The 13,015-nt window shown below is 60.9% G+C and carries 13 protein-coding genes; 3 read left to right on the forward strand and 10 right to left on the reverse strand.

The annotated features are described in order from the left end of the window. The first annotated feature begins 204 nt into the window (after window positions 1–204). Window positions 205–1,530: an NAD(P)/FAD-dependent oxidoreductase gene (locus BMZ32_RS07200; RefSeq protein ID WP_090240876.1), complete on the forward strand. Its 1,326-nt coding sequence runs from the start codon at window positions 205–207 to the stop codon at window positions 1,528–1,530. A 37-nt stretch (window positions 1,531–1,567) separates the two neighbouring features. Here BMZ32_RS07200 and BMZ32_RS07205 read toward each other — a convergent pair whose 3' ends face one another. Together BMZ32_RS07205 and BMZ32_RS07210 are read right to left on the reverse strand one after the other, a co-directional pair. Continuing rightward, on the reverse strand, window positions 1,568–3,574 hold the full coding sequence (locus BMZ32_RS07205; RefSeq protein WP_090240878.1) for a metallophosphoesterase family protein: 2,007 nt from the start codon (window positions 3,572–3,574) through the stop codon (window positions 1,568–1,570). Between the two features lie 93 nt (window positions 3,575–3,667). Continuing rightward, the gene (locus BMZ32_RS07210; RefSeq protein WP_090240880.1) at window positions 3,668–4,351 is read right to left on the reverse strand and encodes a Crp/Fnr family transcriptional regulator; all 684 of its coding nucleotides are present in this window, start codon (window positions 4,349–4,351) and stop codon (window positions 3,668–3,670) included. Window positions 4,352–4,489: 138 nt separating this feature from the next. Here BMZ32_RS07210 and BMZ32_RS07215 point away from each other — a divergent pair, with 138 nt between their 5' ends. Next, window positions 4,490–5,014 carry an Mpo1 family 2-hydroxy fatty acid dioxygenase gene (locus tag BMZ32_RS07215; protein ID WP_090240882.1) on the forward strand — a complete coding sequence of 175 codons (525 nt, stop codon included), beginning with the start codon at window positions 4,490–4,492 and terminating at the stop codon, window positions 5,012–5,014. 47 nt (window positions 5,015–5,061) lie between these two features. Here BMZ32_RS07215 and BMZ32_RS07220 read toward each other — a convergent pair whose 3' ends face one another. The 7 genes from BMZ32_RS07220 to hemF all read right to left on the reverse strand — a co-directional run bounded on the left by BMZ32_RS07220 (window position 5,062) and on the right by hemF (window position 11,178). After that, complete coding sequence (locus tag BMZ32_RS07220; protein WP_090240884.1) at window positions 5,062–5,805, reverse strand: hypothetical protein; 744 nt, start codon at window positions 5,803–5,805, stop codon at window positions 5,062–5,064. 172 nt (window positions 5,806–5,977) lie between these two features. Continuing rightward, window positions 5,978–7,120, reverse strand: a complete 1,143-nt coding sequence (modC, locus tag BMZ32_RS07225) for a molybdenum ABC transporter ATP-binding protein (RefSeq protein ID WP_090240886.1) — start codon at window positions 7,118–7,120, stop codon at window positions 5,978–5,980. After that, on the reverse strand, window positions 7,117–7,797 hold the full coding sequence (gene modB / locus BMZ32_RS07230) for a molybdate ABC transporter permease subunit (protein WP_090240888.1): 681 nt from the start codon (window positions 7,795–7,797) through the stop codon (window positions 7,117–7,119). The genes modC and modB overlap by 4 nt, the downstream gene beginning before the upstream one ends. Window positions 7,798–7,809: 12 nt before the next feature. Then, the gene (gene modA / locus BMZ32_RS07235; RefSeq protein ID WP_090240890.1) at window positions 7,810–8,568 is read right to left on the reverse strand and encodes a molybdate ABC transporter substrate-binding protein; all 759 of its coding nucleotides are present in this window, start codon (window positions 8,566–8,568) and stop codon (window positions 7,810–7,812) included. Between the two features lie 230 nt (window positions 8,569–8,798). Then, on the reverse strand, window positions 8,799–9,428 hold the full coding sequence (locus BMZ32_RS07240) for a class I SAM-dependent methyltransferase (protein WP_090240892.1): 630 nt from the start codon (window positions 9,426–9,428) through the stop codon (window positions 8,799–8,801). Window positions 9,429–9,433: 5 nt separating this feature from the next. Beyond that, window positions 9,434–10,258 (reverse strand): shikimate dehydrogenase, encoded by an 825-nt coding sequence (aroE, locus tag BMZ32_RS07245; protein ID WP_090240894.1) that lies wholly within the window; start codon window positions 10,256–10,258, stop codon window positions 9,434–9,436. Further along, window positions 10,258–11,178: an oxygen-dependent coproporphyrinogen oxidase gene (gene hemF, locus BMZ32_RS07250; protein WP_090241591.1), complete on the reverse strand. Its 921-nt coding sequence runs from the start codon at window positions 11,176–11,178 to the stop codon at window positions 10,258–10,260. The genes aroE and hemF overlap by 1 nt, the downstream gene beginning before the upstream one ends. A 186-nt stretch (window positions 11,179–11,364) precedes the next feature. Here hemF and BMZ32_RS07255 point away from each other — a divergent pair, with 186 nt between their 5' ends. Beyond that, window positions 11,365–12,342: an NADPH:quinone reductase gene (locus BMZ32_RS07255; RefSeq protein ID WP_090240896.1), complete on the forward strand. Its 978-nt coding sequence runs from the start codon at window positions 11,365–11,367 to the stop codon at window positions 12,340–12,342. A gap of 93 nt (window positions 12,343–12,435) precedes the next feature. On the opposite strand, the gene tsaC is transcribed toward BMZ32_RS07255, so the two are convergent. Continuing rightward, window positions 12,436–12,993, reverse strand: coding sequence for an L-threonylcarbamoyladenylate synthase type 1 TsaC (gene tsaC, locus BMZ32_RS07260; protein WP_090240898.1), 558 nt, complete (start codon window positions 12,991–12,993; stop codon window positions 12,436–12,438). Window positions 12,994–13,015 lie beyond the last annotated feature (22 nt).

Here is a 13,015-nt window from a genome sequence, read left to right on the forward strand (position 1 = left end):
TAAACGGCGCCATTGCGCTGCCCAGCACAGCAATGCCACGCTGCCAAAAACCCTGGCCTTCTGGGCGCTGTGGCATTGCCGCCATGCGCGCCCGCCGGACGCTTCACACCTCGTCCTCTGATTGCCTTGTAGCCAGCGCCGTTGGTTGCCAACGCTGAGCCCTGTCTGCTCAAGCACACGCATGTTGTACCCAGGAATCGTCTTATGAATGCCGCGCTAACCCCTACTCAATCCCCCGTAACGCCCGCCGCCGAGCGCTGCCCGTCCTATTACAGCGCCAGCCTCAATGAAGAAACCGACTACCCGACCCTGCAAGGCGAAGTCAGTGTCGATGTGGTGATCATCGGCGGCGGTTTTACCGGCGTAGCGTCTGCCGTTGAATTGGCCGAACGCGGCCTAAAAGTGGCGATTGTCGAGTCCAACAAGATTGGCTGGGGCGCCACCGGGCGCAACGGCGGCCAGGTTACCGGCAGCCTGTCCGGCGATGCGGCGATGACCAAGCAGATGCGCAACACCCTAGGCGAGGAGGTCGAAGACTTTATCTGGCACCTGCGCTGGCGCGGCCACGACATCATCAAAAAGCGCGTGGAAAAGTACGGGATCAACTGCGACCTCAAGCACGGCCACCTGCATGCGGCAATGAAGCCCGTGCACATGCACGAACTCGAGGCCACCTACGCCGAAGCTGTGCGCCGTGGCATGGCCGACGATGTAACCCTACTTGACCGTGAGGGTGTGCGCAGCCACCTCGCCAGCGACCTGTACAACGGCGCGCTGAAGAACACCCGCAACATGCACCTGCACCCGCTGAATCTGTGTATCGGTGAAGCCAAAGCCGCCGCCAGTCTGGGTGCGCTGATCTTCGAGCACTCCGAAGTGCTGGAGATTGTTCATGGCGAAAAACCGGCAGTGATCACCGCCCAAGGGCGGATCAACGCCAAGCAAGTGCTGCTGGCCGGCGACGTGTACCACAAGCTGGAGCCGAAAAAGCTCAAGGGCATGATCTTCCCGGCCATGGGCGGCATCGTCACCACCGCGCCACTGGGTGAATTGGCGAAGCAAATCAACCCGCAAGACCTGGCCGTGTACGACTGCCGCTTTGTCCTCGATTACTACCGCATGACGGCTGACGGTCGCCTGCTGTTCGGCGGCGGCTGCAACTACTCGGGGCGCGATTCACGCGATATCGCCGCCGAACTGCGCCCCGGTATTGAACAAACCTTCCCGCAGCTCAAGGGCGTCGATATCGACTTCCAGTGGAGCTGCGCCATGGGCATCGTGATGAACCGTATACCACAGCTGGGCAAGCTCTCGGACAACGTCTGGTACTGCCAGGGCTACTCCGGGCACGGCATCGCCACCACCCATATCATGGGCGAGATTATGGCCAACGCCTTGACTGGCACGATGGGCCATTACGACACCTTCGCCGCCTGCAAACACATCAAGGTGCCGCTCGGTGATGTGTTCGGTAACCCGATGCTGGCGGCTGGCATGTGGTACTACCAAATGCTGGAAAAGCTGCGCTAAACCAGGCGTTTGCAACAAATCGCGACCAAGGTCGCGCCTACGATAGATGTGAGTCTGTAGGCGCGGCCTTGGCCGCGAGCTCTAGATCAGCGCAAGGCGCCTGAACATCAGCACGCTCATCAACAAACTCCACCGTCGGCGAGCCGTCGGCGTTGTGCTGGTAGATCGCGCTCGGTTGGCCTTGTTCGTTGAAAAACACCTGGCCGAGCCCCGCTCCATTCCAAAGGCGTTCGCCGGCCTTGCTGCGTGAGGGAATGCGCGGTGTGACCTGCATACGCCGACGCTTGGTCAGCCAGTTGAGCGGCGACCAAGGCGCATACAGCCAGCGGTTGAGACGGTCAAACCAGTCGAGCAGGCGCCGTGGGAATTCATTTTTCAGGCCGCTGCTGGTGATCTGCCAAAGTTGCGGGCCGCGTTTGCGCTGACGGATCAGCACCTTGTAGACGAAGGAGTAATGCACGTCGCCGGAGAGAATCACGTAGTTACCCGGCGTGCGCGAGTGGCGAAAAATATTCATCATGACCCGCGCCGCACCGCGATGCGCCATCCAGTTCTCAGCATCGACCATCAGCGGATGGCCAGCCCAGCTGAAAAGCTTCTGCACTGTTTCGATCAGCTTGACGCCGAACATCGGTGCAGGCGAGACAATGATCGCCGACGGCTGATCCAGCAGCGCATGCTGAAATTCGCACAACGCTTCCCAGTCCATCAGGCCAGATGGCCGCTTGAGGTTACGCTCGCTGCGCCAGCGCCGGGTGCGGGTATCCAGCACCACCAACGTCGGACTGGTCGGCAGAACGAAATGCCACTGGTGAAACGCCAATAAGGTATCAATGAGCGCATCCTGCTGCTGCAGGCTCATGTGGTTGTTCGCATCGCGACCTGCCGTCATGGCCTGGACGGCCTGTAACGGCTTGGCGAACACCTGCGGGTTATTACCCCAGCCCTGACACAGCAGATAGGCAATCAGTGCATTGCCCAAAATGCGCCTGGAAAACGGGTGGCCGTAGGCCGTCTGCTCCCACTGTGCAGAAAGATTCCAGTCATCGGTGACGTCGTGATCATCGAATATCATCAGCGTTGGTAGGTGGGCGAGGGCACGCGCAACCTTGGCCAGGCCACCACGAAAGCCCTCGAGGTGCTCGCGTTCGCTCTGGTATCGCGACACTTGCTCAGCACTCAGTGCCGGCATCTCGCTATCAAGCAGGGCCCAGGGCACAGGCGACCAGACCAGCAGGTACATGGCCAACACTTCGGCGCAGGTCACCAGGTGGTTGTCAGCGCTACTGGTGGTGAATATCGGCTTCTCCACCCCACCAAAGAAACGCTCGCGCAGGGTTTCATTGCTTTTCAGTTCCGGCAGCAACTCGGCGCGCTGGTAGTAGCTGGCCGGGTGCTGATACAGCGCTGTGCTGTCATCAACCACCGCGCCTTCCAGGTGTTCACCGAACAGGCCGAGGCGGGCGATCACCTGATGGATCGCCCGCAGCATCGGCCCACTGACATCATCGGCGTAGATCTGGTCGCCGCTCATCAGCAGCAGGGCTGGACGCTGCTCGGGGGCATGCGCATCGGCCAGCAGGCGGTCGGCGCAGAGTAGGCCATCGGCCGCTGGGTGATGCGGCTTGCGGCACGAACCGTGGAGCAGGTGGTTCAGCTTGCTACGCAGCACGAAGTTAGGCTGCGCGGCACCGTCGTACAGCAGGTGGGCCGCCCAGTCAGCAATGCCCAATACGGCATGTTCAGGCTGCTCGATCAGCAGGTCATAGTCGATCTGTACATCGCAGGGCAGTGGCGTCTCCAGCGCCAGGTCAATCAGGTGAATAAACGCCTGCTCACCGACTTGGATCACCTGGCAGTGTTCATCGTGCAGCGGGTAGCGCTGCGGGTCGCTAGCGCCACCATGACTCAGCTGCAGGCTAAGTGTCAGCGACTGGCTGCCGACCAACCAGAGCGCCAGGCGCTGCGGTTCCATGCGCCGTAGCAGTGGGCCAGCCAGCACCAGGGGCAGATCATCATGGGCAACAGCAGCGGGTATTCGCATCAGTACAGTCGGCTCTGGTGACATACGGGTCGTACATAGAGCGGTATTTTGCGCTACAGGTTCAGTCTTTGCAGCCTACGAGACCGCTTTGGCTCATTGCGCTGCTTGACGCAGGCGCGGCAAGTCGAGGATTTCGATCTCGCCATAGGTCAGGCGCAGAATGCCCTGGCTTTCCAATTCCTTGAGGATCTGATTGGTGGTCTGTCGGGAGATCGACAGCATCAATGCCAGCTGCTCCTGGGGCAGGTGAATGAGCCGGCGTGGCTCGCCTTCGCCGTAGTTTTCGGCAATCAACAGCAGTCGCCGAGCCAGACGTGGGGCCGCAGGCAACAGGCTCATTTCTTCCAGGGCGATAAACGCCAGGCGCAGTTTCTGGCTCATCAACAAGGCGAAATCGCGCCAGTACTGTGGCTGCTGTTGAAGCAGCGTTAGCAGGGGCGCCTGCGGCACCAGCAGCAAAGTGGTGGCGCCTTCGGCAAAGGCATCGTGGGTACGTGGCTGACCGTCGAACAGGGAAATCTCACCAAACCAATAAGGCGGCTCGACCAAGGTCAGCAGCGCTTCTTTACCGGTGGCACTGACCGCTCCAATGCGCATGCCACCCTCGACCACCGCGTACAGACCGCAGGGTTTGTCGCCCCGGCGAAACAGTACTTGGCCCGCCGCCAGTTGCTGCACCTGGGCGGCTGCCAGCAAAGCGTCTTGCAACGCGGCAGGCAGGGCGCTGAACCAGTGGCCCTGAAGTAAGCGAGTCTGATAGGCGTGAGAAGCGTTCATCGGCGGTTCACAGAGCAATGGCCAACGCAGCAGTAGCGGCTGGCGCAGCGACGGCTGGCGATTTGTCGGCTAGCTGACAGAGCGGCGGCAAGGCGAAGGATCATGCTCTGGGCACCTGTCTGCAAGAGGAAAATAATAATGAAAACCCTGACCGATCATCTGACGCAATACGCGGCATATCACCGCGATCAACGCAATATTCTCAGCCACTTTATCGGCATTCCACTGATCGTGGTGGCCGTCACGATTTTGCTTTCGCGGCCCGGTTTTGAGTTGCTGGGCTTGTGGTTGTCCCCCGCCATGCTGACAGCTCTGGCGGCGAGTGCATTCTACCTGCGTCTAGACCTGCGCTTCGGCCTGCTGATGGTGCTGCTGCTAGGGCTATGCCTATGGGCCGCAGCGAGCCTGGCGCTGCAGTCGACGGCAGTCTGGCTAAGCAGTGGTATCGGCCTGTTCGTGATCGGCTGGATCATCCAGTTTGTCGGCCATTATTACGAGGGTCGTAAGCCGGCATTTGTTGATGACGTGATGGGCTTGGTGGTCGGTCCGCTGTTCGTCGCCGCCGAAGCGGCCTTTCTGCTGGGCCTGCGCAAAGAAGTTGAGCAGGCCATAGTCAAACGCGTCGGGCCGACCGGCATACGCGAAAAAACAGCCAGCAACTAAATAAAGCCAACACCTGAAGCCCGTCGAGCCGCTGCAGGCGGCTCGACCTAGTTCAGCGCCATCCACTGGTCGGTTAATGAGCGGGTGTGGCGATAGACGGTGATGGGCGCGAACGGCCGACCGGAGGCGCTCTGCAACGCGCTGCTCTGGCTATTGAGATCAACCAGCGCCGCCTTGAGGTATTCCCAACGGGTTTTCAACTTGCCGATCTGCGGGTTGGCCTTGCTGTTGAGTGCAGCCAGTTGTTGATCAACCGAGGGCACAATTTTGCGTTCATCCTGCCCGAGGTAGGTGTTGGGCTGCTCACGGGCGGTTTCAAAATTGCCGAAGTAGGCCCGGCTGAGGTACTGCACCGAAAGATATTCCAGCTTGGCGGCCACTTCGCTGGCAGCCGGATCAGACAGCTGGCGGGCTTGCTCCAGCACACCGAGTAGGCCTTTGCTGAGCTCCTCGGGGTAGCGCCAGGGCATGTCATCTTCATTAGGGCCGAAGGCCACGCCACGACGAATCTGAATCACCAACTCCTGATGCGCACTGCGCAAGGCATCGCTGCTTTGCGGCAGGCTTTGCACCGCAGCAGCCAGGGCTTGCAGGTCAGACTCCAGGGCGTCTTGGTGTTTCTTTTGGAAGCCCTCACCACGTAACAGCATCAGGCTGCTGGTCACCCGGCTGGCCTGCACCTGCACCTGTTCTAGGGAGGGTACGGATTGGGCAAAGGTCAACGGCGAGAGGCCCGCAAATAACCCGATGAGCGCCAGCAATAGCCAGCGCGACAGCGTGGTAGAACGCATACGAGGGTGCTCCTTATTATTGTTGTGAGCAGTGCTGAGTCGAGTCAGCTGATACAAACGCGCGGCACAGAGTACTGCACTGAATACGCGATAAAAGCAGCCTAAAGAGTGATTTCGTCGGAAAAATGCGCCGTTCAGACGACTAATGCCGCGAAGGCCAGCGGGCAGACCCTCAACTGGCGCTGAGCAGTGACACCGACTTGATCTGCGCCCAAAGTGATTGGCCGCGCTGAATACTTAGGCGGTCGAAGGAATAACGGGTGATACGTGCCATCAGTTGCTCATCAGCCACCTGCACGCGCACCAATACGTGGGCTTGTTCGGCGACGTTGATCCAGTCGAGCACCCGCGCCGGCAACAGGTTGAGCACGCTGCTGTCGTCCGCTTGCTGCAGGCTCAGGCTGACATCGCGCGCCTTGATCTTGATCCGCACGGATGCACCCAGCGGCAGCGGCCCATGCGGCAACTGCAGGCGAATGCGACTGCCAGGCAATTGCAGCGAGAGCAGCCCGTAGGACTGATCATGGGCGCTGACCAACCCGTCCACCACCGCCTCGGCATCGTCCTCGAAGACGAACGGCAGGTCAGCGCGCAACAGGGTTTCCTTCAGCGGGCCGCTGGCCCTGACCTGGCCGTCTTCGAGCAGCACCAAGTGATCGGCCAGACGCGCAACCTCATCGGGCGAGTGGCTGACGTAGACAATCGGTATCTGCAACTCTGCATGCAGGCGCTCCAGATAGGGCAGCACTTCCTGTTTGCGCTTGAGATCGAGAGAGGCCAGCGGTTCGTCCAGCAGCAGCAGACGCGGACTGGTCAGCAGGGCACGGGCGATACCAACGCGCTGCTGCTCACCGCCGGACAGCTTGCCCGGTAAACGCTGCAGCAGATGGCCAATGCCGAGCAGCTCCACCGCCTGCTCCAGGGCAATCCGCCGCTGCGCAACTGGGATACGTTTTAGCCCATAGTCCAGGTTGCGCTGCACTGACAGATGGCTAAACAGGTTGGCATTCTGAAACACGTACCCCACGGCCCGCTGGTGCGCCGGCACGAAGATGCCCGCGGCACTGTCCTGCCACAGCTGACCATTGACCTGCAGGTAACCCTCAGTGGGCCGATCCAAGCCGGCGAAACAGCGCAGGCAGCTGGTCTTGCCCGAGCCGGAATGGCCGAACAAGGCGCTGACGCCACGGCCAGGCAGGTGCAAGTCGACATCCAGGCTGAAGCCGGCGTGTTCAACCTTGAACCGCGCCTGGATTTCGCCCAGCCCGGCGACCGTACGAATCGCCGCCGGGCGACGCTGAAATGGCCAGATCATTGCCAGATCCGCTTGTTGCTGCGCCCGGAATACAGGGCTAACAACACGATAAAGGAGAACAGCAGCATACCACCGGCCAGCCAGTGCGCTTGGGCGTACTCCATGGTTTCGACATGGTTGTATATCTGCACGGACGCCACCTGGGTTTTACCGGGAATATTGCCGCCAATCATCAGCACCACGCCGAACTCACCGACGGTATGGGCAAAACCAAGCACCGAAGCGGTGACAAAACCCGGTTTGGCCAACGGCAGTACCACAGTGAAAAATGCATCCCAAGGCCCGGCACGCAGGGTGGCTGCGGCCTCCAGTGGCCCACGACCGATAGCCTCGAAAGCGTTCTGCAGCGGCTGCACAACAAAGGGTAGGGAATAGAACACCGAGCCTATCACCAGGCCGGTGAAGGTAAAGGTCAGGGTGCCCAGGCCAAGGCTCTGGGTCAGCTGGCCGATCACCCCATGCGGGCCCATGCTCACCAGCAGGTAAAAACCAATAACCGTCGGCGGCAGCACCAGCGGCAGAGCCACAATCGCGCCAATCGGCTGCTTCCAGCGCGAGTCAGTGCGCGCCAGCCACCAGGCAATCGGCGTACCGAGCAACAGCAGCACCACGGTGGTCAGCGAGGCCAACTCTAGGGTTAGCCATACCGCAGCAACATCAGCATGAGTCAGTGGCATCACAACATCTCGTTAAAGCTGGTAGCCGTAAGACTTGATAATCGCGGCCGCTTTCGCGCCTTTCAGGTACTCGATAAAGGCCGCCGCCGCCGGGTTGTGTTCACCCTTTTTGAGAAGCAACCCATCCTGCTTGATCGGCGTGTGCAGCTCGGCCGGCACCATCCAGGCCGAGCCGCCAGTGAGCTGGCCATCCTTGAACACCTGCGACAGCGCGACAAAACCCAGCTCGGCGTTACCGGTGGCAATAAATTGATGCGTCTGGCTGATGCTCTGTCCCTCGACCAGTTTGCCCTTAACCGCCGCGCTTAGGCCGAGCGTCTCCAGCACCTCGCGGGCGGCCAGGCCATAGGGCGCAGCTTTCGGGTTAGCCATCGCCAAATGCCGGTACTGATTGGCCATGAGAGCAGCCGAGCTGCCGTCGAGATAACTCGGATTAGCCGACCACAGCACCAGGCTGCCGATCGCATAGGTAAAGCGCGAACCGCTGATGCCCAGGCCGTCGCTATCGAGCTTGGCCGGGGTGCTGGCATCGGCACTCAAAAACACTTCAAAAGGAGCACCATGCTGGATCTGCGCGTAGAGCTGGCCAGTGGCACCGAAAGAGGCGAGCACTCTGTGCCCAGTGTCCTGCTCAAACTCGGCGGCAATCGCCTGCAAAGGCGCAGTGAAATTAGCTGCCACCGCCACCTGCACCTGCTCGGCCAGGACGTTACTGGTGAATGCCAGCGCCGCGACTAGCGTACATAGCGTGTGAAAAATGCCAGGCCTCATGCAGGACTCCTAAGGGTGAAGTGATAACAGCAGCGCCACATCAATTAGCGTTATATACAAGAGAACATAACGATAGGCGAAATATATTCGTCCTAGCTGCATGCCTTCACATAAGCAGGCTAAGGGAAGTAACGGATGGGTGGGATGTCGACGCAGCCGCATTGTTGAAAACCAGGCAACCACGTCAGGCTTCAACGCAGTGCGGCGACTAGCCGAGCATTGCCTATGGCTTAGTCAGTTTTGCGCCAGACAGTGGCCAACCAAGGCTGCTGATCGCGGGGCAGGCCGGCTGGGCGGTAGTAATGCTCTAACTCGCTGAAGCCTGCGTCAGTCAACAGTGTGCGCCAGGTGCTCAGGTCGTAATAGGCGCCATAGCGGTCGCCATTCCAGCCCTCCTGATTGTCACCACGAGGGTTAGAGCTGAACAACACACCGCCCGGCTTGAGCGTGGCATGCAACTGCGTCAGCACCCGTGGCAGTTCCTGGCTGGGAATATGAAACAACACGGCGTTGGCAAACACGCCGTCAAACCGCTCAGACGGCAGATCAAGGGCGAGGAAGTCCTGCTGCCAGGCTTCGCAGCCGCTGTCGGTGCGCGCCATGTCGACAAAGCGCGCGCAACCGTCCAGGCCTACCGCCGCATGGCCCATGGCGGTGAAGGTGTGCAGGTCACGTCCAGGGCCACAGCCGAAATCAAGAATCTGGTAGGGCGCCGTCGCCTGGATGTGCGTCAGCAGGGCGGCGATGTTCTGGCTGACATCGTGATCGCGGGTGCCGTCGCGAAAATCTTCCGCGCAGTCCTGGTAATGGCGCACCGTCAGCGCACTGATCTGCGCCAGCTCATCTGGGCTTAATCGCACGGCGCTTAAGCCTCAGCCAGTAAGCGACGCAACTCGGCCAATACCGGCGCGCTGGCTGGGCGCACACCGCGCCACAGGGCAAAGGCTTCTGCCGCCTGTTCAACCAGCATTCCCAGGCCATCCAGGGTTTGCCGCGCGCCATGCTCGGCGGCCCAGCGGTTGAAGGCGGTGAGGTTTTTGCCATACATCATGTCGTAACACAGGGTATGCCCTGGCTCGATCAGACTCGGCGCAATCGGCGGAACATCACCGGCTAAGCTGGCCGAGGTGCCATTGATGATCAAGTCCACCGGTGCGTCGATCCAGTCATAGCCGCTGGCGACTACCGGGCCCAGATCGGCGAATTCACGGGCCAGTTGTTCGGCTTTTGCCACGGTACGGTTGGCGATCACCAGCGCAGCGGGTTGCTCGGCCAACAATGGCTCCAGTACACCCCGCACCGCGCCACCTGCGCCCAATAGCAAGAAGCGCTTGCCCTTGAGCGACACGCCGGCATTTACCGTCAGATCACGCACCAGGCCAGCGCCGTCGGTGTTGTCACCGAGCAGGCTGCCGTCTGCTAGCTTCTTCAAGGTGTTCACCGCACCGGCACGCTGGGCGCGCGCGCTCAAACTGTCAGCCAGGGCAAACGCCTGCTCCTTGAACGGCACGGTGACATTGGCGCCCAGGCCGCTGGCAAAAAACGCGCGGGCATAGCCGGGGAAGTCCTCCAGCGGCGCCAGCAGGGTCTCATAGCTCAGCTGCTCTGCGGTTTGCTCGGCGAACAGACGATGAATCAGCGGCGACTTGCTGTGGCCGATAGGGTTGCCGAATACGCCGTAACGGTCCATCAGCGGCCCGCCTCATTCAACCAGTCACGATCTGTCAGGTAAAACTCGGTCAAGCGTGCTTCCTCGCTGCCCGGCTCGGGTTTCCAGTCATAGCCCCAGCGGACGTGCGGCGGCAACGACATCAGGATCGATTCGGTACGCCCGCCGGACTGCAAACCGAACAGGGTGCCGCGGTCGAACACCAGGTTGAACTCCACATAACGGCCACGGCGGAAGGCCTGGAATTCACGCTCGCGCTCACCATAAGGGGTCAGCTTGCGGCGCTGCACGATGGGCAGGTAAGCGGCCAAATAGGCATCACCAATGGCGCGCATAAAGGCGAAGCTGGTGTCGAAGTCCCATTGATTGACATCGTCGAAGAACAGCCCACCAATGCCCCGCGGCTCGTCACGGTGCTTGAGGTAAAAGTAGCGGTCGCACCAGGCTTTGAACTTCGGGTAGACCTCGGCACCGAAGGGCGCGCAGGCCTCAAAGGCGACCTGGTGCCAGTGTGCGCAGTCCTCTTCATTGCCATAGTAGGGCGTCAGGTCGAAACCGCCGCCGAACCACCAGACCGGCTCTTCGCCTTCCTTCTCGGCACTGAAGAAGCGCACGTTGGCGTGGGACGTTGGCACGTACGGGTTTTCCGGGTGCATCACCAGCGACACGCCGAGGGCTTCAAAGCCGCGACCGGCCAGTTCTGGTCGATGGGCGCTGGCCGACGGCGGCAGGCTGTCACCGAATACGTGGGAGAAGTTGACCCCGCCCTTTTCAATCAGTGCGCCGTTCTCCATCACCCGCGTGCGTCCACCACCGCCACCCGGTCGCTGCCAGGCATCTTCAAAGAATTCGGCACCGCCGTCTTCGGCTTGCAGGGCAGTACAGATACGGTCTTGCAGGTCCAGCAAATAGGCTTTGACGGCCTCAGTACGGTCACTCACGGCGGCACCTTGAAAGCAGGTAAAGCGGCTCAGCCACATAAGGACTGAGCGGCGAAATCGGCAGCAAGCATAACATTTGCACTCACCACCTCGCAGTTGACGCCGGTCAATGGAGACGATTGGATAGCGGCACTCTTGCGCTTCTGCATGCATGATCCAGCCATTCAATCGTTGAGGAGTCCGACAATGCCCATGCGTATTCAATTTAGCCGCCACGGTGGCCCCGAAGTACTCGACTACCTCGACTATCAGCCAAGCGCGCCCGGCCCCCATGAAGTAAGGGTGCAGAACCAGGCGATTGGCCTGAATTTTATCGACACCTATTTCCGCAGTGGCCTGTATGCACCGCCAAGCCTGCCCTCCGGTCTCGGTACTGAGGGTGCAGGCATTGTCGAAGCGGTGGGCTCAGCCGTTAACGGTTTCCAAGTGGGCGACCGTGTCGCTTATGCCACCGGGCCATTGGGCGCGTATAGCGAGTTGCATGTGTTGCCCGCTGAAAAGCTGGTGAAGCTGCCGGATGCGATCAGCTTCGAGCAGGCTGCAGCCCTGATGCTCAAGGGGCTGACCGTGCAATACCTGCTGCGCCAAACCTTTGCCCTGCAAGGCGGCGAGACCATTCTGTTCCACGCTGCCGCCGGTGGCGTCGGCTCGCTGGCCTGCCAATGGGCCAAGGCACTGGGGGTCAAGCTGATCGGTACTGTCAGCTCCGCCGAAAAAGCTGCACGCGCCAAGGAGCAGGGCGCCTGGGCAACTATCGACTACAGCCATGAGAATGTTGCCCAGCGCGTACTCGAGCTGACTGATGGCAAGAAGTGCCCGGTGGTCTACGACGGCGTCGGCAAGGACACCTGGGAAACCTCATTGGATTGCGTAGCGCCGCGCGGTTTGCTGGTCAGCTTCGGCAATGCCTCCGGCGCCGTCAGCGGGGTCAACCTGGGTATCCTGGCGCAGAAAGGCTCACTGTTCGTCACCCGCCCGACGCTGGCGGGCTACGCCGATACACCGTCGCGACTGCAAAGCATGGCCGACGAACTGTTTGCGATGATCAGCAGTGGGCAGTTGCAGGTGGACATCAGCAATCGCTATGCCCTCAAGGATGCGGCGCTGGCGCAAACAGCCCTGAGCGCCCGGCAAACCACCGGCTCGACCATTTTGCTGCCATAAAAATCCGTAGGGTGGGTGGCGCCGCCACAAAACGTGCATCCCGTGAGGTGCCCGGGCGTCGCGTAACCCACCGTGCATAGGCGCGGACAGCCTTCAGGATGGCCTTATCACATCCCCAGTGATCAGATCACGGATCAGGCTGGGGTTCTTACGCCCGCCCAAAGCCCCACCGAGTACCCGATCCAGCTGGCCGGGAAAGTACTGCTCGACGCGCAAACGACTCCGGGCAGAGGGACGCCCGGCCGGATTAGCCGACGTCGAGACCAGCGGACCAGTCAAACGACAGAGGGCACGCACCTGTGGATGATCGCTAACGCGCAGGGCCACGCTGTTGTGCTGGCCGCTGATCCACTCGGGCAAGCGGTTCTGATGCGGCACCAGCCAGGTGTTGGGCCCTGGCCAGCTACCGGTCAGCCGCGCCAACCAGATTTCCGGGAGGTCCTCGAGGAGAAAGTCGAACTGCTCGATATCGGCTGCCACCAGAATCAGCCCCTTGTCCACGGGCCGCTCTTTCAGCGCAAGCAAGCGCTCCACCGCTTCGCCATGCCAAGGGTCACAGCCCAGCCCCCATACTGCCTCGGTCGGATAGGCAATCACCCCGCCATTGCGCACGACCCGTGCGGCCTGTTGTATTTGCCAGTTACTGACCATTGACTGCTCTCCACTAACGACT

It is taken from the genome of Pseudomonas guineae (genome assembly GCF_900113745.1).
Taxonomy (GTDB): Bacteria; Pseudomonadota; Gammaproteobacteria; order Pseudomonadales; family Pseudomonadaceae; genus Aquipseudomonas; species Aquipseudomonas guineae.

Excerpts from the sequence above, each read along its gene's own strand:
- BMZ32_RS07200 (WP_090240876.1), top strand. The coding sequence starts at position 205 with ATGAATGCCGCGCTAACCCCTACTCAATCCCCCGTAACGCCCGCCGCC.
- BMZ32_RS07205 (WP_090240878.1), bottom strand. The coding sequence starts at position 3,574 with ATGCGAATACCCGCTGCTGTTGCCCATGATGATCTGCCCCTGGTGCTG.
- BMZ32_RS07210 (WP_090240880.1), bottom strand. The coding sequence starts at position 4,351 with ATGAACGCTTCTCACGCCTATCAGACTCGCTTACTTCAGGGCCACTGG.
- BMZ32_RS07215 (WP_090240882.1), top strand. The coding sequence starts at position 4,490 with ATGAAAACCCTGACCGATCATCTGACGCAATACGCGGCATATCACCGC.
- BMZ32_RS07220 (WP_090240884.1), bottom strand. The coding sequence starts at position 5,805 with ATGCGTTCTACCACGCTGTCGCGCTGGCTATTGCTGGCGCTCATCGGG.
- modC (WP_090240886.1), bottom strand. The coding sequence starts at position 7,120 with ATGATCTGGCCATTTCAGCGTCGCCCGGCGGCGATTCGTACGGTCGCC.
- modB (WP_090240888.1), bottom strand. The coding sequence starts at position 7,797 with ATGCCACTGACTCATGCTGATGTTGCTGCGGTATGGCTAACCCTAGAG.
- modA (WP_090240890.1), bottom strand. The coding sequence starts at position 8,568 with ATGAGGCCTGGCATTTTTCACACGCTATGTACGCTAGTCGCGGCGCTG.
- aroE (WP_090240894.1), bottom strand. The coding sequence starts at position 10,258 with ATGGACCGTTACGGCGTATTCGGCAACCCTATCGGCCACAGCAAGTCG.
- BMZ32_RS07255 (WP_090240896.1), top strand. The coding sequence starts at position 11,365 with ATGCCCATGCGTATTCAATTTAGCCGCCACGGTGGCCCCGAAGTACTC.
- tsaC (WP_090240898.1), bottom strand. The coding sequence starts at position 12,993 with ATGGTCAGTAACTGGCAAATACAACAGGCCGCACGGGTCGTGCGCAAT.